The organism is Schlesneria sphaerica (assembly GCF_044336245.1).
Taxonomy (GTDB): Bacteria; Planctomycetota; Planctomycetia; order Planctomycetales; family Planctomycetaceae; genus Schlesneria; species Schlesneria sphaerica.
The window spans coordinates 6,827,228-6,849,609 of the sequence record NZ_CP172346.1 but is presented as its reverse complement, the minus strand read 5'-3'; the positions used below and the strand labels follow the sequence as shown (position 1 = coordinate 6,849,609).

The window sequence follows — 22,382 nt, the reverse complement described above, 5'->3', positions numbered from 1 at the left end:
CAAGGACTGAGTCGCCCCGCCTACCTCGCCTCACGCTCCCATCAAGGTCCGCCGCCGTGCCTCGTCGCGACGACATTCGCAAAATTCTGATTATCGGTTCTGGTCCAATTGTCATTGGACAAGCTTGCGAGTTTGATTACTCCGGGACTCAAGCCTGCAAGGCCCTCCGCGAAGAGGGCTACACCGTCGTTCTGGTCAATTCGAACCCTGCGACCATCATGACCGACCCGGAGATGGCGGATCGCACATATATCGAACCGATCACCTGGGAATATGTCGCAAAAATTATCGAGATCGAGCGTCCTGATGCGCTGCTGCCCACACTTGGTGGACAAACAGGGCTGAATACCGCGATGGACCTCGTCCGTCATGGCGTGCTCGAAAAATTCGGCGTCGAAATGCTCGGGGCTCGTGTCGACGTCATCAAGAAGGCGGAAGAACGCGATACCTTCAAACAGGCGATGCTGAAAATCGGCCTGGATGTCTGTCACAGCCGCATCGTCCACAACATGGAAGAAGCGCGTCAGGCCCTGGAGGACATCGGCCTGCCCATGATCATCCGGGCCAGCTTCACCCTGGGCGGGGTCGGCGGCGGTATCGCCTACAACCGAGATGAATTTGAAGAGAAAGTCCGCAAAGGGCTGGAACTCTCTCCCATCAATGAAGTCTTGCTCGACGAGAGCATCATTGGCTGGAAAGAGTACGAGATGGAGGTCATGCGCGATCACGCTGACAACGTCGTGATCATCTGTGCAATCGAAAACTTCGACCCCATGGGGGTACATACCGGCGACTCCATCACGGTCGCCCCCGCCCAGACACTCACCGACAAAGAGTATCAGCGGATGCGCGATGCCACGATCGCCGTCATGCGAGAGATCGGCGTCACGACCGGCGGTTCGAACGTCCAGTTCGCGATCAATCCGCAAACAGGCCGGATGGTCGTCATCGAAATGAATCCCCGTGTCAGTCGGTCGAGTGCTCTGGCATCGAAAGCGACCGGGTTCCCCATCGCCAAGATTGCAGCCAAGCTGGCCGTCGGATATCGGCTGGACGAGATTCAAAACGATATCACCCGCGAAACACTCGCCTGTTTCGAACCGACCATCGACTACGTCGTCACAAAGATTCCTCGCTGGACCTTCGAAAAATTCCCCGACGCCAATGCTGAACTGAGCGTTCAGATGAAATCCGTCGGCGAAACCATGGCCATCGGTCGCACGTTTCAAGAGTCGCTGCAGAAGGCACTGCGGGGACTCGAAATCGGCCAGTTTGGTCTGGGTGGCGGGAAGAAGGACCTGTGGGGGACACCCAAGCAGCCGACAATGGATGTGATCGAGAGCATGCTCGCCAAACCCAACGAGCATCGCATGTTCTACATCCGCTACGCCTTCAAGGCAGGCATGACCGTTGAGCAGGTTCATGAGCTGACCTATATCGATCCCTGGTTCCTTGATCAGATCTACAACTTGACTCAGGTTGAAAATGAGATCCGTCAGGTTGAATCACTCGAGAACGTCTCGAAAGAGTTGATGCGACGAGCGAAGCGGCACGGCTTCTCTGATCAGCAACTCGCGTTCTGGTGGGATTCCACCGAGGCCGACGTCAGAGCGGCCCGCAAAGAAATGGGGATCATTGCAACCTTCAAGCAAGTGGACACCTGTGCCGCTGAGTTTGAAGCTTACACCCCTTACTACTACTCAACGTACGAAACCGAAGACGAAACCCCTGCGAAGGGTGACAAGAAGCGAATCATCATCCTTGGCGGTGGTCCAAACCGGATCGGGCAGGGGATCGAATTCGACTACTGCTGCTGTCAGGCCTCGTTTGCACTGCGCGAATTGGGCATCGAGAGCATAATGGTCAATTCGAATCCGGAAACCGTGTCGACCGACTACGACACGTCGGATCTGCTCTTCTTCGAACCGCTGACCACAGAAGACGTCCTCAATATCTGTGACCGGATGCAGCCTGATGGGGTCATCGTTCAGTTCGGCGGTCAGACACCGCTGAACCTCGCTCGTGGACTCGAGGCCGCAGGCGTCAAGATCATCGGAACCAGTCCCGACATGATCGACGCCGCAGAAGACCGCAAGCGGTTTCAGGGAATCCTGCAGAAGATCGGACTTCGTCAGCCCCCCAACGGCACCGCGTTCGACGCAGCGGGGGCACGAATTATCGCGAACGAGATCGGTTATCCTGTCCTGATCCGCCCCAGCTTCGTGCTGGGAGGCCGCGCGATGGAAATCTGTTACGACGAAGAATCGGTCACGAAATACATGAACGAGGCGGTGAATGTCGCCCCGGACCGTCCTGTGCTGATCGACCTCTTCCTCGAAGATGCCGTCGAAGTCGATGTCGACGCCATCTCTGACGGAACCACCACACTCGTCGGCGGTGTAATGGAGCACATCGAAGAAGCGGGTGTTCATTCCGGGGATTCGGCCAGCGTTCTGCCGCCGTACTCGCTGTCTGAATCGGTCATTGAAGAGATCAAGCAGGCGACCTACGCACTGGCGAAAGCCCTTGAAGTGCGCGGCCTCATGAATATCCAATTCGCCGTCAAACGGTCGGGTGACGAGAATTCTCCTGAATTCCTGGTCTATATCCTCGAAGTCAATCCTCGAGCCAGCCGTACCTCGCCATTCGTCTCTAAAGCGACGAATGTTTCTCTGGCCCGCATCGCGGCCAAGATCATGGCCGGTGTCTCGCTGGCAGAGCAGGGGATCACCACCGAAGTTGTTCCCAAGCATACCGCGGTCAAAGAAAGCGTCTTCCCCTTCAATCGCTTCCTGGGCGTCGACATCATTCTCGGCCCGGAAATGAAGTCAACGGGAGAAGTGATGGGGATTGCCGATACCTTCCCGATCGCTTTCGCGAAAAGTCAGATCGCCGCCGGAAATCGACTCCCTCAGTCGGGAACTGTCTTCATCAGCCTTGCGGGACGCCACAAGCACGCGATTATTCCTCAGGTTCGCCGCCTGCAGGAACTCGGTTTCAAAATCATGTGCACCAGTGGAACCGCTCGGGTCTTCCGCGAATATGGTCTGGAAGTCGAGACTGTCAAGAAGCTTCAGGAAGGCCGTCCTAACCTGCTCGACCACATGGCCAACAAGCAGATCTGCCTGATCTTCAACACACCCAGCGGAAAGGGAGCCCGCACCGACGAAGGACGAATTCGTGCCGCCTCCGTCGTCAATGGGATCCCCTGCGTCACCACACTGCCGGGTTGCACCGCGGTGGTCCAGGCGCTGGAAGCGCTCCGAACGCGTCCCGCACCGGAAGTGAAATCCATTCAGGACTGGGCGAAGTAATCGTGATAGAACATGCGTCGTTCTCACAGGGCGACGCATATTCGTTGCGGTAATCGTGACATGCTATAATTTTCAGACCGATCGGGTTGCCCTGCTCGGTCCGTTTTGTTTCGACGACAGACGCGGGCAACTGATCTGGTCGCCGATGCTGCCCTGAAGAAGAGCGGGCCGCAGTCCGATGCGGGTTTGCAGTCCGTTCGGCATCACCCGATTCGTTTCGCAAGGGAGTGTCTGAAGCGTGAGTTCTGCAGACGATTTAACCGTATCTCAACGCCAGGCAGTCGAGCACTTCGAGGGACCGCTGCTGGTGGTCGCCGGCCCCGGTTCGGGCAAGACACGTGTGATCACGCGACGCATCGCCCGGCTGATCGAACGGGGAGTTCACCCCAGCGAAATTCTCGCGATCACGTTCACGAATAAGGCTGCTCGCGTCATGAGTGAACGGGTGCAGGCACTGCTGCCGCGCTCGTTCGTCTGGGTCAGTACGTTTCACCGCTTTTGCGCTCGACTCCTGCGGGAACATGCTGCCGTCGTTGGATTGCGATCGAACTATTCGATCTACGATGTCAGCGATCAGTTATCACTGCTGAAAGAGGTTCTCAGTGATCTCGACTTCGATGCGGCCCATTTCCCCCCCTCGAAGTTACTGGGACGCATCAGTAAGGCGAAAAACGACCTGATTTCGGCCGATGACTTCGCGGCGCGTCACGCCGGCATGGTCGGCACCCACATTGACGCCGTCGTCTCTCGAGTTTATCCCGCGTATCAGCAGCGACTGTTACAGGCTAACGCCGTCGACTTTGATGATCTGCTGCTGCACGTGTCGCGCATGCTGGTCGAAAACGAGGAACTGCGGCGGTCACTGGATGAACGCTACCGCTTTATCCTTGTCGATGAGTATCAGGATACCAATCGCGCACAATACCAGATTGTCGCGGCGCTCTCGCAGATCGAGCCAAACCTCTGTGTGACAGGGGATCCGGATCAGTCCGTCTACGGCTGGCGCGGGGCTCAGATTGAAAATATCCTTCGGTTCGAAAAAGACTTTCCGAACGTCGCTCTGGTGAATCTGGAAGAGAACTTTCGCAGCACACCGGAAATTCTCGCGACGGCCGATCAACTGATTCAGCACAACACCCGCCGCAAAGCCAAGTGCCTGATTCCCACTCGCCCCAGCGGCGAACCGGTGCAACTGCGTCAATACCTGGACGGTCAGGACGAAGCGGCGTCGATCAGTGCCGAGATTCATTCCCTCGTGACATCGGGAAAGCAGAACTGGTCTGACTTCGCCATCTTCTATCGTGTGAACTCGCTCTCCCGTTCGCTCGAAACAGCGCTGTCACGCTGGAAAATTCCGTATCAGGTGGCTGGCGGAGTCGCGTTCTACGAACGAGCCGAAATCAAGGACGTGCTGGCCTATCTGCGACTGATCGAGAATGCCCGCGATCGGGTCGCCTTCCTGCGGGTCGTCAATGCCCCCGCCCGCGGTGTGGGAAAAAGTTCACTGACTCGCTTTCTGCAGTGGGCCGATGCCGAGGGACAGGAATTGCTCGACGCGGCCCGTCATTCGGAACGCGTTCCCGGTCTCTCGAAAAAGGCTGCTGTCGGCCTGCGTGCCTTCGCCGCGCTGATCGATGAATTCAGTCAACTGGCAGCCAACCCATTCGGGGAAGATGCAGGATCGACCGAATTCAACTTCGACGACATCGAGAACAAATCTGCGGAATCGGCCCCGGAGCACGGCCCCGTGTCGACCATCGTCCGGGCAGTACTGGAACGAACGGGTTACTACCGCCAGTTTGAAGGCTCCATCGAAGAAGAAGACGTCCAGCGGAAATCCAACGTCGATGAACTGCTCAGTTCCGCCAGCTTATACGACGCTCAGATGGCGGAGACGGAAGAGGTCGCAACCCTGGGCGGATTTCTGGAAACCGCCAGTCTGGTCCAGGACGTCGACTCGCTCAGTGACGACAGCGGTGCGGTGACACTGATGACGTTGCACGCGGCCAAAGGACTCGAATTTCCCAACGTCTACCTGATCGGCGTCGAACAGAACCTGATCCCTCACGAACGGTCGTTGCGGGAAAACGACCGATTGCCCCTGGAAGAAGAACGTCGCCTGCTCTTCGTGGGAATCACGCGCGCCCAGGAGCGATTGGTTCTCACGCACACGCTACGCCGGGAAATGCATGGCCGAACGCTCTCGACGATTACCAGCGACTTTATTCAGGAACTGTTTGTCGAGAAGCACAGTGTCAATGAGATCGAGTTCGCTGACGAGTCCTCTGCCTTTGATGGCTTCGAACCCGACCCTGATCCGGGGGATGATCATGACGAGATTGCCGTCCAGCACCCGGACTACGCGACGACTTTTCGCCGCAAGAAAGGGAAGACGACCAAGCGCAAACCACCGATCAATCCTCATCTCACCACAGGAGCCGCCCTGGAATCTGGGTCGCGCGAAGGAGTCGCACTGCCGCTGGGTTTTGCCGTGGGGATGCAGGTACGGCACCCCCGCTATGGACTGGGAACGGTCGTCGAAGTCAGCGGCTTTTCGCGAATGCGGACTGTCACCGTCGAGTTCAACACGGAAAGCCGGCGCGAAAGCTTCGTCGCCGCCAAGTGCCCCTTGCAGCCAGTCGGCCTGACCTAGTCTCAGCCACAGGCCGGCCGCAGCGGATGTCCCCTCGCTGTACCGAGGCGGCGCCAACCGCATCCGCGTTTTGTCTCACCCCGGCGGAAACAGGCCTCCAAGCGACTGCTAAAGTAAACCAGCTAACTTGCAGCCTCTGCGCAAGGGGCGGCGATTCGGGGACACATTCCCAGCAGAAACATGGGTGACTGCGGTTCTGAACAAGAGTTCCACGCCATCAGGCTTGGAGAGCGCTGGTCGGAAAGCCGCTGTCCAACCGTCGGTCGAGACATGATTGATCTTTACCAAAATCAGGGGTTCGTCTAAATATTTTCGAGAAATGACATACGCCCTTGCAGGCGAGAGCTTTCGGCTCGCGGTTCATGTGATGGACGTTGATGGGGCGGTGCGGAAGTCAGAATGGAGACTGACACCGTTTGTGATCAGGAACAGTATCCGCGTCATTGCGGCCTCTGCTGCTGATCAGTGACTCCCTCCAACGTCACAAAGTGCACTTCAACGGAGTGACCGACGGTGAACCCCATCGCTCGCGGTCAGCAATCGAAGTGCTCGACGTAACGTCGAATCACCGTGCGAAGGACAAGGAAGTCACTGGCGAGAGTTTCATGAACAGGCGAATGTTTGTCCCATTGTGGTCTCTGGTCTGCGGACTGGCTCTGTTTCCGGCAGGCAGCCTCTACGCCGAACACTGGGCGATGCGTCCCAAAGCCAGTCGGCACCATAAGCTGGCTCCGGAACTGGACGTTCTGCGGCACTGCAAATCCCGGTACCGCGGGATCAATCGCCGGGGGAAGGCCGTCTTCGAAGTTCCCGCCGAGGAAAAGATGGCCATGCAGTCGATGGCCGTCAGCTTCGATCCGGATGGCGACAAGGTCCATCGCAAGGGACAGCGACTGCTGATTCACTACGAGAGCCCCGACAAAAAGCCGTCTGAAGAGACGATGAAAGCGGCGGGACTGTCGACTGTCGAAGACTACGAAGATGGTTCGTTCCTTGTCGTCGAACCCAACAGCGAAATCACCACGGAAACAGTGGAAGCATTGATCGCGGACGAAGCGGTGCTGCACGCGGCCCCGGATTACGTCGTGAGCGTCCCCCCAGCGGGCGAAGGTCAATCTGTCGTCGCCGCGTATGCCGCGACCGTGCCCAACGATCCGCTCCTGAAAAATCTTTGGGGGATGGAGAATATCGGAGCATCCAAAGTCTGGCCGACGATCCGCGAGTCTCCCAACATCATCGTTGCGGTGATCGATTCCGGAGTCGACTACAACCACCCTGATCTCCGCCCGAATATGTGGTCCAAGAACGGGAAGTTTGGTTACGACTTCTTCGATGACGACGCCGATCCGATGGACGAGCAGAATCACGGAACACACTGTGCCGGAACGATCGCTGCTGCTGGAAACAATGGCGTGGGCGTCGTCGGTGTCAGCTGGAAAACCCAGATCATGGCGCTGCGGTTTATCGGACCTGACGGCAGCGGGAACACGTCCGACGCCGTCAAAGCGATCGACTGGGCCGTCGCCAACGGAGCCCACATTATCTCGAACAGTTGGGCTGGTCCCAGCAGTGTCCCGGCACTGGAAGAAGCGATCGCCCGCGCGGAACGTCGTGGCGTCCTGTTCGTCGCTGCCGCGGGAAACTCACCCGGTAACGGTAACAACAACGATCGCTCGCCTTACTATCCCGCTGCGTGCTCCAGTTCGAACATCATCACCGTAGGGGCCATCGACGTGAACAATAACCGTGGCTCCTTCAGTCACTACGGCTCCAAGACCGTCGATATCGGTGCCCCTGGCGTGGCGATTGTCAGCACGGTCCGGAATAATCAGTACGCTCAGTACGACGGGACCTCCATGGCAGCCCCTCACGTCGCCGGCGCCGCGGCACTGGTCTGGGCCAAGACATTCGCCAATCCGGTTCAGGATCGAGCTCAAATGACGACGGTGAGAGATCTGATTTACGCGAATGCCCGACCTGTACCTGCTTTGAAAGGTCTGTGGGGTGATCTTCCCCCGGCCAAGGTGAGCGGCGGAGTGCTGGACATATCATTCCTATCAAAGGGATCTTCGAACGAACCGTCACCGAATACCCCCATCGCCCGTCGATTGGTCGAAAATCGGATGAAGGTCGATCCCGCCAGATTACGATGAGACGAATTAAACCTTACCTCCCGCATCGGGGATCAGCTATGTCCAGATGGGTCACCGCTTCGCTACTTGTCCTCGGCATTCTTGCGATTGCCGCCGGGCGCGTCTCGCTGTACGCGACAGAGTCCATTGCAGAGGTGATCTGTCACGGTAAGTTGCGCTGCGGTATGGTTGCCGTGGGGGGGGAAACCACGGGAACGAATCTCTCCCTGGGGGGGTTTTCGTGGGAATTACTGATTTCGGATCCCCAATTGAAGGATTTCGCAGAAGCCAATCACCATAAACTGGTGACGGCCACGGGGACGCTGCAGTACTTGAACACCCCTGAGCGTCCCGGTCGCTGGGTCGTCTCTGTCAATTCGTTGACCGCGCGAGATCCGAAGATCAAGGAAGATGCCGTCGCGATCACAGTGCGGGGAACCGTGGAAAAAACGAAGTCGACTCTCAAGTTGAAGACGGACGATTTTACCCTGACAATCACTCCTCCAGACAACGCTAAGCTGTTGAAGAAGTTGGATTCGCTTGAGTCCAGGACTGTGATTCTGAAAGGGCAAGTCGATCTCCCTAAGTCCCGAAGCACGGCGAAGACCCTCAAGATCACCCCCACCGAAGTCGTAGCGAACTGATTCTGGACGGCGCGCTGCACGACGGCGAGCACCAATCTGAGCGGCATCGATGGACTGCGATCACAAATGGCGTGTGCCCGTGGGCGACACCCATCGATGAAGCTCTCCTTGTTCGTCCAAAGTTCCCGTTCCAAACGCCGCAAACGCCGCAATCGCGGCACGGCTGAACGGTCTGCTGCATATCTCTGGCAACCAATTTCGCGGCCGACGGGCGAGCGTTCTTCCCCAGTCCGATTCAGCTCACCAAGATCCTTACGGCAGGAATGCCCAAGTCACGCACCGCAGACCACAGCAGGTGAACTTGCCCCACGCCGCGGATCGAGCCTGATAAACGTTCCTCGCTTGACCCCGCATCGCCGCAGTCCCAGCGGGTGAACATCTTGACGGCGGCATTGACTCGGATGTTCCTCCGTCACATCTTACACTCAGCTTCATGGCCTGCCTCGGCGAGACGGAAAGCCAAACAGGCAAGCATCATCGCTGATAGCAAATTTGAGGAAAGGGATTCGTACGATGTCCTGGCTTGAATGGTACAACTCACTCGCAAAGCCAACCTGGACACCTGCGCCCGCCACGATCGGACTCATCTGGCGGATTCTCTATCCGATCATCGCAATCAGTTTTGGATTCGTCTTCGTGCAGGCCGTGCGAAAAAAGATTCCGGTGTCCGTTGCCATTCCCTTCGCGATCAATCTGGTCGCCAATCTGATCTTCACACCGATTCAGTTCGGAATGCGAAACCTGCCACTGGCTGCCGTCGACATTCTCATCGTCTGGCTGACCCTCATCTGGTGCATGGTTGCCGTCTGGAGGCACTACCGCTGGGTCGCATTTGCGCAGATCCCCTATTTCATCTGGGTCACGATCGCCACCTCGCTGCAGCTCTCGATCACCTGGATGAACTCCGGCAAAGTCAATTGAAACTTCATCGGCACGCATCCAGGGTCATCCAGGACAGCTCAATCCCTTTCCTTCAAAACGGGACAAAAGTCCGTTCCGTCGGCGATGTCCAGGGTTCCCTCAGCAGCAGCCCGGCTCATCTCCTTTCCCCGGATCGGTCGCGATTGGCCGCTTCTCAAAACTTGAGAACGAAGCACGTTTGAACGACGTGATCATCTCGCTCGGGTGCGACAATCCGAACGCTGCGGGTGGATTCCGTCCGGTGTTCCTGGACGCCGCCAGAGCGATGCATTGACAGCAAGTCAACTCCAGCGCCGCTGACGTCATTTGCCTGGCATCAGGACGCAGCGATCTTGCAGGGGGACTGGACTGCCAACGATTCTCAGAAAAACCTGCGACTTTTTTGCATCCGATTTTGCCACGGCAGCGAAAACAGGTCTGAGCAGCTCAATCAGGAATGTCGCGACAAACTCTTAACAATCCCCAGGCGTTTCACCTCAGAAACGTTCAGTCAAAATTTAGATGAAGGTTTCTCAATGAAGTCGTTTTCAGTTCGCATGCTCGTACTGGCTTTGGTCACAAGCTTCAGTGGTCTTCTGAGTGCAGAAGACAAGGCCAAAGATATCGTCGACACCGCCGTTGCCGCAGGCAGTTTCAAGACTCTGGCCGCCGCACTGACGGCCGCCGACCTCGTTGATACCCTGAAGGGGAAGGGTCCATTCACCGTCTTCGCCCCAACCGATGAAGCATTCGCGAAACTGCCGAAGGAAACACTGGAATCGCTGCTCAAGCCAGAGAACAAAAAGAAGCTGGCCTCGATCCTCACCTACCATGTTGTTCCCGGCAAAGTGCTGGCCAAGGACGTCGTCAAACTTTCGAACGCGAAAACCGCCCAGGGCTCATCAGTGAAAATTGTGGTCAAAGATGGCAAAGTAATGGTAGACGGTGCCAATGTGGTCAAGACGGATATCGAAACCAGCAACGGCGTGATTCACGTGATCGACACAGTGATCATCCCCAAATAGGTCCCTACTGACGGACAATCGAGTGTCTGCGAGGTCGGCAGCGATGCCGGCCTCGCTACGTTGATGAAAACAGGAGAGATTGAATTGCAAGCGCCGATACTTCCCCGTGTAGCGCAGGGTGAGACGAATGCGATCGATGAATGCATCGACCGATATGGTGGTCTTGTCTGGTCACTTGCCTGCAGACTGTCACCTTCGACTGCTGACGCTGAAGACGCCGTCCAGGAAATCTTTGTGGATTTGTGGCGTAATGCGGGACGGTTTCGCGAAGAACTTGGCACGGAGGCAACCTACATTTCCGTCCTCGCGCGACGACGATTGATTGATCGGCTGCGGAAGATTCGTCGGAATCCCGAGCCACAATCCATTGAAGAGGCGGAGATTGACCTCCCCGCTCCCAAGCCGGTCTCCAGGCTTGAACTCGCAGAAGACGGAACACGGGCAACGGCCTGCCTCGAAAAACTTCGCCAGAACGAACGCGAAGTACTGGAACTTTCGATCTATCACGGTTTGACTCAATCTCGAATCGCAGAGCGGACTGGCGTTCCATTGGGTACGGTGAAATCACTGATTCGCCGCGCCCTGGTTCAGCTGCGCAACTGCATGCAGTTTGGTCGCCAGCTTGGTGTGGAGGGGGGGGTGCCCCTATGAACAATCCCGCAAATGGGGACAACGATCGTTGGGAAGAACTGCAAATCACGCGGTTATTATTCGGACTCTCGCCAGACGAACAAACGGAATTTGATAGACTGGCAGAGCAGTCCCCTGTCGAACAGTTGCATCACTTCGAGCAGGTGGTTGCATCACTTGATCTCGCATGGTCGGATTCAACGTCAATGCCGCTGCCAGACCATCTTCGCAAGGCAATCAGATCGCGGGCCATTGAGGAACTGGGCGGTCCTGTCACCGTGCCGACCCGTCCGTTGGAACCAACCAAAACCAGTTCGCCTCGATCCAGTAAGTTCCCGTGGCTGGTTGCAGCAGCGTGCATGGTCATCACGATGCTGACACTCTTCAATTCGAAGCTGGATCCACTCGATCCTTCCACCGCGCTGGACTTGTCACAGCAACGTTTGAAACTGATTTCGACCATCGACGATGTTGTCCAGGTGGACTGGGCGCCCGGTCCCACCGAGATTGCGAATGCCGCTGGCGACGTTGTCTGGAGTCCTTCAGAGCAGTCCGGGTTCATGCGTTTCCGTGGCCTGCCCGTTAATGATCCCACTCGGGAACAGTATCAGTTGTGGATCTTTGACAAGAACCAGGATGACAAGACTCCCATCGATGGCGGTGTTTTCGACATTTCGTCCGAACAGGAGGCGATCGTTTCTATTCATGCGAAGCTCAGGGTTCAAGAAGCCTACCTCTTCGCGGTGACGATCGAGAAGCCTGGCGGTGTTGTGGTTTCGTCACGCGAACGATTGCCGCTGCTGGCTGAAGTCAAGTAGCTGCGGCATCGGTGCAGATTGTTGCCGACGACATGATTAAGGTCCGCTGAGAGACAAGTCTGGCGCCCGTTTCAGCAACCCGCTGGACAGGATTCCTCGGGTTCAATGATGTGCAATCACCTCAACAAACTAAGATGGATTCAGGATCGACTATGATGACACAATCAAGAGCAATGGCTTGCCTGATTGCATTTTGCACCGCTTCGTTCTTGTATTCCTCGCAGACCGGTCACGGGGAGGATCGAGCCATGACTCCGGTCGAGGTCGCCGACAAATTGGATGCGGCATTGAGCACGGCGGAATCACTGCGTGACCCGGTGAAAGAGCTCGCGCACTTGCAAGCCGCGGCGTTGGAAGCGATGAACGCGGCACCGGCGAATGTGGTCCTGGCAGAGTCATTCACAAAAACGGCCACGTCGAAGGAGTCGGATTCCAAGAAATTTGTCAAACAATGGCGGACCGCCATCAAAGAAGCACGCGACATTTTACGGTTCGAACCTCAAGAGGAAGCCCCCCGACCTGAGGGATTCCCGGAACTGACACCAGTTGGTGAGATCCGTCTGCAGCAGTACCCCAAATATCGACTCGCGAAAACCGAGATGACGCTGATTGAAGGACGGGCTTTCTGGACTTTGTTCAATCACATCAAGGAGCGCGATATTGCAATGACTGCTCCGGTCGAGGTGACCTATGCGAGTAACGAAAAAGCGACCAAGAAGACGTCCATGTCTTTTCTTTATCGCACCACCGAGCAAGGCAGCCTCGGCCCCGCTGACAAGGTTGAAGTGGTCGATATTCCCGCTCAGATGGTCATCAGTATCGGAATCCGTGGCACCGCAAATCGGGATCGAGTCTCAGAGGCCAGACGTCACCTCGATACGTGGCTGCTCGCACATCAGGACGAGTATGAATCGTGTGGCCCCCTGCGAGTGATGAGTCATAACAGTCCTTTCGTATCGGACAGCAAGCAATACTCCGAAGTACAGCTGCCCGTTCGCCTCAAGGACAGCCCCGCGGAAACGGCTCCGCGACAAGATTAATCAGCAGGTTCCAAGCGAGGTTTAATTTTTTGACCTCGCTTGCAGGCAATCTCGGCCGTTTCCTGGCTGCTCGCTTCCCGAGTCCCCCGTGGAGGAAATCAGCAGCGGGAACAAACCTGATCCAGAGCAGATTTGCCTCGATCCACTGGCGGAATCGCATAGGTTCATTAACATGCGTTTCAGACTCGAATCACGCCACAGAGAGAGTGCCAAAAATGCTGAAACGGCCCCTGATTGTATTTCTTTATCTGGCCTCGCTGGTCCTTTCACCGGTTTCAGTAGTACACGCAGCCGACGACCTGTTCCGCGATGAGAATCTCGTTGCCTGGTGCATCGTTCCCTTCGATTCTAAGAAACGCGGTCCCGAAGACCGTGCGGCCATGCTCGAGAAGCTCGGCTTTTCGAAGTTCGCGTACGACTATCGTGCCGAGCATATTCCGACGTTCGATGCAGAAATCGAAGCCTTGAAACGGCACAACGTCGAACTGACAGCCTGGTGGTTTCCCACCGTCTTGAACGACGAAGCGAAAATGACGCTCGAAGTCTTCAAGAAGCACAAAGTCACCCCGCAGCTTTGGGTCACCGGAGGGGGGGGCCCCACCGCAACCCCCCAGGAGCAGCGTCAGCGAGTCATCGACGAAGCAGCCCGGATTCGGCCAATCGCACTGGCGGCTGAACAGGCTGGCTGCAAGGTTGCTCTGTACAATCACGGCGGCTGGTTCGGACAGCCCGAGAATCAAATCGCGATCATCAAAGAACTGGAACTTCCCAATGTCGGAATCGTTTACAACCAGCACCACGGACATGAGCACCTTGATCGCTTTCCCCAGCTTCTGAAGGCAATGCTGCCGTATCTCTACACGTTAAACCTCAACGGAATGGTGATCGACGGGGATAAAAAGGGGCAGAAGATTATCCAACTGGGTCAGGGTGATCTGGACCTCGCACTTCTGAAGGTAATTCGGGACAGCGGGTACAAAGGTCCGATCGGCATCCTGGGACATACCGACGATGATGCGGAAGAACGATTGCACGACAACCTGGATGGTCTCCATTGGTTGAAACCGCAACTCGCCGGCAAACCGGCAGGTCCCAAACCTGTCCCGCGAACTCCCGTCCCGGTGCCACAAGCCGCACTCCCCCGAGTCACCCCCGCCGACCGACTGACGGCAGGCAAATTTGGACGCGCTTTCAATGCCGCGGGAGGCGGTGTCTCTGTCGCCGCGCAAGAAGGTTTTCGGCAGTTTCCCCTGACCGTCGAATGCTGGACACAACTGACGGACAAGGGCCCCTACAACATCCTGGTTGCGCACGAAGACAAGTCGTCAGGGACGCATTGGGAACTCTTCTCGATGGCCGGTAATGGTCATCTGACGGTTTACACGCCCGGGTTTACTCCTGACCACTGCCATTCCACTGCCAATATCTGCGACGGGAAATGGCATCATGTGGCGATGGTCCTGGAAGCGGATCGCATTCGATTGTTTGTCGATGCCAGGCAAGTTGCCAGCCAGCCAGTCCAGCGCACTGACAGGCAAACCGTCCCTGGAGGACTGGCGATCGGCAGCCTCGTCGATCAGGGGATCGGATGCAGTGGTCTGATTGATGAGGTACGTATTTCACGCGGCGTTCGGACGTTTGAGGCCTCCCCTTCCGGCCCCTTTGAAGTCGACGAGACGACCCTGGGGCTTTGGCATTTCGATGAATTGAAGGACGAAAAGCATTTTGACGACGCCACCGGCAAGAGCACGGCCTCTGTGACTCAGGCTGCCGCTGCCGCCGGTTCCCCGTCAAAAAAAAAGGATCGAATTGAAGGACATTGGGGTGAAGACGCACTCGGCTTTCGGTGGACCGAGGAAGATTCACGCGATGATCGTTTTGGCCAGATGGATACTGGCCCCTTCTTCAGCGGATCAATTACCGGCCCGGGCGGTACCGTCTACAAGGGGATTGTTGTCCGCGTCGGTCCAGAGCAGACGGATGCTGTTCTTTACGACACAGAACTGATGCGCGCCTCGGCCGGATGGAAGGGCTTTATCCGGTTCGATGCCGCTCGATTCGGAATTATTGTTCCTCCCCGGATTGAGGGCGACGTCACGTTCACAAATCCGCTGCTGGCAGGAGTGTCACGCGATGGTCAGTTCACGAACCATCGTAAGGAGAACCCCTATGGGCCGCTTCCCAAAACGGAAGCTCACTACGAAGGGCTATACCGACACGAGCAGCGTGTAATCCTCAAATTTACCATCGGCACAAAAGAGACTTCAAAGGCCGGTTCCCAAGCACCGACAGTTCTGCTGGAGTCCCCCTGGCGCGAGTCGGCTGAAGGGATCAGTGCCCTCAGTCGAACCATCTCCATCGGTCCTTCCGACACTCCGATTTCGATCCTGGCGGCGGATGGCTCGGCACGGGTCCGACTGATCAAATCAAAAGAAAATGCAACTCTGACGCGGGGACCAGACGGAGCTCACGTGCTGACCGTTGCTCCGCATGCAGGCCAGGTCCTGGTGAAGCTACTGATCGGGTCTCCTGCTTCGGACGAAGTCGCCTTCGAGCGTCTGGCGGCGTCTTCGTCCGCAGCGGAAGACCTGGCAAAACTGATGACCCCCGGTCCCACGATCTGGGGCGAGCCCCTCGTCACGGTCGGTGAAGTCGCGAAGGACACGGCCCCCTACGTCATCGACACAATCACGGTCCCATTTGAGAACCGATTTAACGCATTGATGTTCTGCGGAGGTCACGACTTTCTGCCTGATGGCCGGGCTGTCGTCTGCACCCTGCATGGAGACGTCTGGCTGGTCGACGGAATCGACGACAAGCTGGAAAAAATCACTTGGCGTCGCTTTGCCACCGGCTTGTTCCAGCCGCTGGGCGTGAAGGTGATTCATCGGAAAAAAGGGACCGGGAAAAGTGCGAGTCCAAGTGAAATCTACGTCGTCGGTCGGGATCAGATAACGCGTCTTTACGACATCAACAATGATGGCGAGGCTGACTACTACGAGAACTTCAATAACGATGCGTATGTGTCTCTCAACGGCCACGAATACGTTGCGTGTCTCGAAACGGATCGTGCCGGGAACTTTTACTACGTCAAAGGGAACTGTAATTCGGCCATACCTCACGATGGATCGCTGCTGAGAGTCTCGGCGGACGGACAGAAGCTGGACGTTTATGCGACAGGGTTTCGCAACCCGAATGGCATGAGTATCGGCCCTCAGGATGAAATCACGGTCGCGCCGCAAGAAGGGGAGTGGACCCCCGCGTCCGCCGTCTTCGACGTCCATCAGGGGGGGTTCTATGGGGGGATGATGTCGCATCATCAGGCGACACCTCCCACCGACTTTGAACGTCCTTTCTGCTGGTTCCCACGGCTTGCAGACAACAGTTGCGGCAGTCAGGTCTGGGTCACCAGTGATCGCTGGGGACCTCTCTCGAATCAACTGCTGCATCTTTCCTACGGCCAGTGTGAGTTGCGACTCCTGCTGCGTGAGAAACTGGTCCGAACCCCGGAAACGCAAGCTGTCACCGGCCCCGCAGGACCTTATGCCGGACCGTTGATGAACGGTGGATCGACCGAATTCAATCTGCAGTTCGCCTCGGGCGTTCATCGTGGAAAGTTTCATGAAAAAGATGGCCAGCTTTACCTCACCGGACTCAAAGGCTGGGTGAGTAGTGCGGTGAACGATGGCTGCTTTCAACGCGTTCGCTATACCGGTCAAGGCGTCGATCTTCTGGTCGGAATGAAGACCTACCGAAATGGGATTTCGCTCACGTTCTCGCGCGAGCTACTTCGCAGTGATGCAGAGGACATCGACAACTATGACCTTGAAGCCTGGAACTATCGCTGGTCTGCTGAATACGGTTCACCCGATCTGAAGCCTTCGGCACCAGGACAGATCGGACGTGACGTGGTGGAACCCAGGTCAGCGACATTGCTGCCCGATGGGCGAACCGTCTTCATCGAGATTCCCGACCTGAAGCCCGTCGATCAGATCGGAATCAGCTACCTGCTGCGGAGCACCGACAAAACAACGTTCGAGCAAACCGCCTACCTCACTTTGAACGGACTTCCCGGGGATGTCTTCCCTGAGGATCAACTCCATCGAACAACGCTCGATCCCGAGAAAGAAGCACTGCTCGCGCGACTGCAGCCCGGCGTGCTTCTGGCTGGTTCCTCTTTGCCACATCCCGTCATTCGGCGGCAACTGGCGTGGTCAGGGATCGCCCCCAGTTTGAATTCTGAGCCGGTCACCATCTCTGGTTACCTGAAAGTCCCCTTCACGGGGGACTTTCGATTCAGCGTGCGAGCGAGAGTCAGGGATGACGCGAGCAGTGACACTGAAGACACGGGCGCAGAGCTTGCCCACTCTCAGACAATTCTCGAAATCAATGGAGAGCAACAGCGAATTGGCCCTACCCCCATCACCTTTCGCCTGCGAAAAGGCCTGAACTCCATTGGAATCAGCCATGTCCCCACCATCACAAGTCCGCACTTCGGTCTGATGTGGGAGAGTGACCGTTTTCCCAAAGAGTTGATTCCAGCAACGCTGTTGTTTCATGACTCGGCACAGGATGCGGATCCCCGCGACACGACGGCCGACTCGGGACGACTTCTCTACGAGAAACATCAGTGTGCTCGCTGCCACATTGAGAATGTCGAATCATCAGCATCATTCCCCACCGGACTGACCGTGGAACAGATTCGTCTGGCGCCACGTCTGGACGGCATTGGTTCGCGACTGCAACCAGGCTGGCTGAATGAATGGCTCCGCCATCCCGCTCACGTACGTCCTGACGCAACGATGCCGCGCCTGCTCGGTAAAACTGATGATCAAGCGGTCGCTGACCTTGTCGCTTATCTCACTTCGATACCGGATTCGGAGCTTTCGCCTGCAGGATCACAGGAGCCGGCCGATGTCACGGACGCGATTGAGAAAGGGGCCGTCCTCTACGAACGACTTGGATGCATCGCCTGCCACACATTCACCCGGTCTGACGAGAACGCCGAGTGGGATCGGGTTTCACTCCATTTCGTAAAGTCCAAGTTCAAGCCAGGACAGTTGCAGCGATTCCTGGCAGCACCTCATCGGAATCACACGACAAGCCGGATGCCCGATTTTCATCTGACACCGGAGGAAGTCGTCGCCCTGTCGGCCTATCTCGAACACTCCTCGACAGGCATGGTCCCCGCGTCAGCAAATCCCCTTCAAGGGGACGTCAAGCGAGGTCACAAACGCTTCCTCGAGCTCCGTTGTCATCACTGTCACCAGACAAAAGAGACCGACCAGCTGGCACCACCTGATGTCCGTTCGCTTTTCATGGGGACTGCTACAAAAGGCTGCCTGCAAACCGAAGCGACCGGCCCGCATCGCATCACCTACGACCTAAACGACGACGATCGCTCATCGCTAGGTCAGTACCTCAAGTCCGGGCGCACGCCTGTCAACTCCACTCCTGAAGACTCAGGACGCCTCCAGCAAATTCTGACATCACTCCGCTGCTCGGCCTGTCACTCACGAGATTCCGCATCCTCCCTGTGGCCCGAGATCATCGCCGAAGAAGGTTCGGGACAATCGCCCGAGGCGGTCCCGCATCTGACATGGGTCGGTGAAAAGCTGCAGGGGCCGTGGACTGCCCAGTTCCTCGCAGGCAACATCAAGCAGAAGCCACGTCCCTGGCTCCGCGCCCGCATGCCCAGCTTCCCTGCCTACGCCAACCTGATCGCACACGAGTTGGCCTCCGAACACGGCGTCGCTTTCGAAGAGCCAGTACCGACCGAGCTGACATCGGCCAAAGTCGAACAGGGGCGGCTACTGACCCTGCGGGATGGTGGGCTGGATTGCCGCCAGTGTCATGCTGTCGGGAAGGATGTTCCACGTGGAGACAAAGCCACTCAGATCGCCCTGGGGATCAACTTTGCCTTTGCGAAAGACCGACTCCGGCCTGAATTCGCACTGCGTCAAATGCTCGATCCACCCCGTTACGACATGGGCTCTCGCATGCCCAGGTTTGCACCTGATCTGAAAACAACCGCAGCCACTCAGGTCGAAGGGGGGAACGCCCGTCGGCAGTTTGAGGCGATCAAGCAGTATTTGTGGTCGATCAGAACGGACGAGTGATGGCAGGTCATCGGTCATCGCCCGCGTTTCGATCCTGTCGCGGGCGTTCCATGGCAGAATGAAGTCCCTCTTTCGCAGGGGACTTCACCGAAGTAAGTTCCAAGCCCATCCAAAAATCAGAATGGCAAATCACCCTCTAAACCGGTCTTGTTGCGTTCTGATTTTTTGGCTAGTGTCCGCGACATTCCAGTCATATTGAATCTCATCTTCGATTGTGCACCTCCAATACTCGTATTTCCCGCCGAAGTTGTGGCGTTTCCCTTTGGATATCGGTATGCGATCCGTGTTCGGCCCGCTGATGCTCGTACTTCTCTCGCTTACGGCGGGGGGATGTATGCTGCCTGCGCCGTTCGGTCGGGCAGAGAGTCTGGGTGACCGCCCCCTCGCGTCACCCTTCCTGAAGGGATCGCGCAAGGCCAAGTCAGAGTCGGATCTCAAGTCGCAGTCGGATATTTCCTTCCGCTCGCCAAAGACAGCGCGCGGTGCAAGTCGATCGTCCGAAGACCGTCCTGCTGATGCAGAGCATATCGAGACGGCGGAACATTCGTCCGGCGACCATCCAGGCGATTCCGCCGTCAGTACAACGGGTCACGCCTCCCTGGCTCACGATTCGTTCGATGCTGATGAGCCACAGTTCGACGCTGAATCAATTCCCTCAGATGATGTACGCCACAAACAAGTGGACGAGCATGTCTCGAAGGCGAATCAGCCGTTCTCTGACGAGTCGGATGCCGTTTCGGAAATCGGCAAGGTTCGTTTCGACTCGGTCGAAGAAGACGAAAAGGCCGACCAGGACGCTGTCGAGACGGGCCATCCAAAGAAGGGCGAGGCCGCCGCAGCCGAATTCACCGCAAGCGAAACGAACGACTGGGATGCCGAACCCGCGAAGCCAGAACAGGCCGCTGCAACCGCTGACACCCTCGCAAGCGACGTCGAACAGGTGGCCGCCTCAGAGTCCGGCGTCCCCAAGTGGGCCGATCGGCACCTCGGTCACGCCGCCGCGTCTCGACTCGCCAAGTCGAAGTCGGAAGGCTCCGACAAACCAGAAACGACGCGTCTTCCCTACGACATTGATCAGTCCGAGATCCCAAGTGGTCCCATCACCGTCGGCACTCTCCCCATGTTGCCCTGGCAAGACGACCTGGAAGCCTTGATCTCCCGGATTGAACAGGAACTTGCCTCGACCAAGTCAGACCTGGACGGGGACCGCATGAACGAGCACATCCGTAGACACGCCCACTTGCGACTGCTCTACCTGATGGCACAACGACAGGAACAGGCACTGACGGCCATTCCCAGTGTGGACAACGCACAGCAGGAATACTGGCAGCAACTTCTCTGGGCCATGTCGAACAGCCTGGATACGGCTCAGTTTCCCGACGAGGTCGAACGCGCCGCCAAAACAGTTCCGCCACTCAGCGGGGCTCTCAGACAGATGCGCGAACAAGCCGGATTGTCGATCAAGAACATGACCTTCTGCCGGAAGATCTCGTACTTCGGAAACTATGAACGATTTCCACGTAACGAGTTTACGCCGGGACACGAGGTCCTGCTCTACGCGGAAGTCGAAAATTTTGTGAGTGCGATGACCGCGGACGGCGAATACCGCACTTCACTCAAGTCCCTGATCGAAATCAAGGACTCCGAGGGGCAGATCGTCTGGACGAAGGGCTTCCCTTCGACGGAAGATTTCTGCCGTAACCCACGCCGCGATTACTTCCACAACTACCAGTTCTACATCCCCGAGGGTCTGTCGACAGGCGCATACACGCTGAAGCTGACCATTGTCGATGAACTGAGTAAGAAGCGGGCTTCCAACTCGCTCAGCTTCGTCTTGAAATAAGCCGCATCGGGATTGCGGGCTCGCGAGTCCAGCACAATCCCCTGCGAGCGGCCACCGTTTCTACTCAAGCAGACTTCGTTTCAAGACCTCTTGTGCCTGGGCGAAGTAAGGCTGCCAGACAATCTCGGGGCTGCCGTTCTTGAGACAGTCCCTGACCTTCTGCAGTGTGTTCCGGGCCATGTGAGGACAGCGGTTGCACGCACACGTCTCACCCGTGGAGGCCATGATTCCGGGAACAGGGATGTATTCGTGCTGCGGAGCCAGTTTTTTCAACGGATGAATCATGTTGGCTTCGGTCGCGACGAGGAACGTCTTCGGTTCCGTCACGGACGCGACGTATTTACGCATCTTCTCGGTGCCGCCAATGACATCGGCGATCTCAAGAATATTCGCGGGGCATTCCGGGTGTGCCATGACCAGCGAACCGGGGTTGTTACGCTTGGCTCGCAGCAGGTCCTGAATGCTGAACACCTCGTGCACCATGCAGGAGCCGGGCCACAGGATCATCGGGCGGCCCGTCACGGAACTCAAATAGCGTCCCAGATGCTGATCGGGAACGAACAGAATTTCTTTATCTGCGGGAACCCGGTCGATGATCTCTCGCGCGTTGCCGCTGGTCACGATCCAGTCGCACAACGCCTTCACGGCTGCGGTGGTGTTAATGTACGCGACTGTCTGGAAGTCGTGTCCCTTCGCACGCAGTTCGGCCTGATAAGCGGCCAGTCGGTCTGCCGGACAACTGTCAGCCAGCGAACAGCCGGCCTGCAGGTCGGGCATCAGAATCCGTTTTTCGGGATTGAGAATCTTGGCCGATTCACCCATGAAGTGAACGCCGCAGAACACGATCGTTGAGGTCGTCACCTTGGTCGCATCGCGAGCCAGCTTCAGACTGTCTCCCGTGAAATCGGCAATGTCCTGCAGATCACCGTCCACGTAGAAGTGAGCGAGGATGGTCGCATCCTGTTTCTTTTTCAGCTCGTCAATTTCGTCCATGAGAGCCAGCGGATCTTCATAGACTTCGACAGGAGCGGCCATGTCCAGGACGGGAAGGTCCATGTTCTATCCAATTCTCGAATCGCAGGTGTACACGGTTCGGTTCTCATCAGCAGATCGATTCGCCACCGTGCTGATGAAGGTGAGGATCACTGTCACGTGCCTCGGCTGTATTCTATTTCGCCAAATCCGAATAGGAAATGACCTGTAACAGACTTTCTCGAATCGACGTCCGACTCCCAAGTCTTGACGCCACTTTGGGATCGAGGAA

At 57.0% G+C, this 22,382-nt stretch carries 12 protein-coding genes; 11 read left to right on the top strand and 1 reads right to left on the bottom strand.

Going from position 1 to position 22,382, the window contains the following annotated elements:
• The first annotated feature begins 56 nt into the window (after positions 1-56).
• From carB to ACGY09_RS24510, 11 genes are all read left to right on the top strand, one after another.
• A complete protein-coding gene (gene carB / locus ACGY09_RS24560) occupies positions 57-3,314 on the top strand; it encodes a carbamoyl-phosphate synthase large subunit (RefSeq protein WP_397569822.1) in 3,258 nt (1,085 codons plus the stop codon).
• A 238-nt stretch (positions 3,315-3,552) separates the two neighbouring features.
• Positions 3,553-5,967, top strand: coding sequence for an ATP-dependent helicase (locus ACGY09_RS24555; RefSeq protein WP_397569821.1), 2,415 nt, complete (start codon positions 3,553-3,555; stop codon positions 5,965-5,967).
• Positions 5,968-6,584: 617 nt separating this feature from the next.
• Positions 6,585-8,120, top strand: coding sequence for a S8 family peptidase (locus tag ACGY09_RS24550; RefSeq protein WP_397569820.1), 1,536 nt, complete (start codon positions 6,585-6,587; stop codon positions 8,118-8,120).
• Positions 8,121-8,158: 38 nt separating this feature from the next.
• Positions 8,159-8,743, top strand: coding sequence for a hypothetical protein (locus ACGY09_RS24545; protein WP_373652338.1), 585 nt, complete (start codon positions 8,159-8,161; stop codon positions 8,741-8,743).
• Between the two features lie 513 nt (positions 8,744-9,256).
• The gene (locus ACGY09_RS24540) at positions 9,257-9,664 is read left to right on the top strand and encodes a TspO/MBR family protein (RefSeq protein WP_373652339.1); all 408 of its coding nucleotides are present in this window, start codon (positions 9,257-9,259) and stop codon (positions 9,662-9,664) included.
• Positions 9,665-10,179: 515 nt separating this feature from the next.
• Complete coding sequence (locus ACGY09_RS24535) at positions 10,180-10,668, top strand: fasciclin domain-containing protein (RefSeq protein WP_373652340.1); 489 nt, start codon at positions 10,180-10,182, stop codon at positions 10,666-10,668.
• Between the two features lie 84 nt (positions 10,669-10,752).
• Positions 10,753-11,319: a sigma-70 family RNA polymerase sigma factor gene (locus ACGY09_RS24530; RefSeq protein WP_373652341.1), complete on the top strand. Its 567-nt coding sequence runs from the start codon at positions 10,753-10,755 to the stop codon at positions 11,317-11,319.
• Positions 11,316-12,116 carry an anti-sigma factor domain-containing protein gene (locus ACGY09_RS24525; RefSeq protein ID WP_397569819.1) on the top strand — a complete coding sequence of 267 codons (801 nt, stop codon included), beginning with the start codon at positions 11,316-11,318 and terminating at the stop codon, positions 12,114-12,116. The genes ACGY09_RS24530 and ACGY09_RS24525 overlap by 4 nt, the downstream gene beginning before the upstream one ends.
• A gap of 248 nt (positions 12,117-12,364) precedes the next feature.
• Complete coding sequence (locus tag ACGY09_RS24520; protein WP_373652343.1) at positions 12,365-13,156, top strand: heme-binding protein; 792 nt, start codon at positions 12,365-12,367, stop codon at positions 13,154-13,156.
• 215 nt (positions 13,157-13,371) lie between these two features.
• The gene (locus ACGY09_RS24515) at positions 13,372-19,275 is read left to right on the top strand and encodes a DUF6797 domain-containing protein (RefSeq protein ID WP_397569818.1); all 5,904 of its coding nucleotides are present in this window, start codon (positions 13,372-13,374) and stop codon (positions 19,273-19,275) included.
• A gap of 274 nt (positions 19,276-19,549) precedes the next feature.
• Entirely contained in the window at positions 19,550-21,118 is a 1,569-nt protein-coding gene (locus ACGY09_RS24510) for a hypothetical protein (RefSeq protein ID WP_397569817.1), read from the top strand.
• A gap of 60 nt (positions 21,119-21,178) precedes the next feature.
• On the opposite strand, the gene nadA is transcribed toward ACGY09_RS24510, so the two are convergent.
• Positions 21,179-22,174 carry a quinolinate synthase NadA gene (gene nadA, locus ACGY09_RS24505; protein ID WP_373652346.1) on the bottom strand — a complete coding sequence of 332 codons (996 nt, stop codon included), beginning with the start codon at positions 22,172-22,174 and terminating at the stop codon, positions 21,179-21,181.
• Positions 22,175-22,382: the final 208 nt, after the last annotated feature.

Coding starts and splice junctions, on each gene's coding strand:
- ACGY09_RS24550 (WP_397569820.1), top strand. CDS start 6,585: ATGTTTGTCCCATTGTGGTCTCTGGTCTGCGGACTGGCTCTGTTTCCG.
- ACGY09_RS24545 (WP_373652338.1), top strand. CDS start 8,159: ATGTCCAGATGGGTCACCGCTTCGCTACTTGTCCTCGGCATTCTTGCG.
- ACGY09_RS24540 (WP_373652339.1), top strand. CDS start 9,257: ATGTCCTGGCTTGAATGGTACAACTCACTCGCAAAGCCAACCTGGACA.
- ACGY09_RS24535 (WP_373652340.1), top strand. CDS start 10,180: ATGAAGTCGTTTTCAGTTCGCATGCTCGTACTGGCTTTGGTCACAAGC.
- ACGY09_RS24525 (WP_397569819.1), top strand. CDS start 11,316: ATGAACAATCCCGCAAATGGGGACAACGATCGTTGGGAAGAACTGCAA.
- ACGY09_RS24520 (WP_373652343.1), top strand. CDS start 12,365: ATGACTCCGGTCGAGGTCGCCGACAAATTGGATGCGGCATTGAGCACG.
- ACGY09_RS24515 (WP_397569818.1), top strand. CDS start 13,372: ATGCTGAAACGGCCCCTGATTGTATTTCTTTATCTGGCCTCGCTGGTC.
- ACGY09_RS24510 (WP_397569817.1), top strand. CDS start 19,550: ATGCGATCCGTGTTCGGCCCGCTGATGCTCGTACTTCTCTCGCTTACG.
- nadA (WP_373652346.1), bottom strand. CDS start 22,174: ATGGACCTTCCCGTCCTGGACATGGCCGCTCCTGTCGAAGTCTATGAA.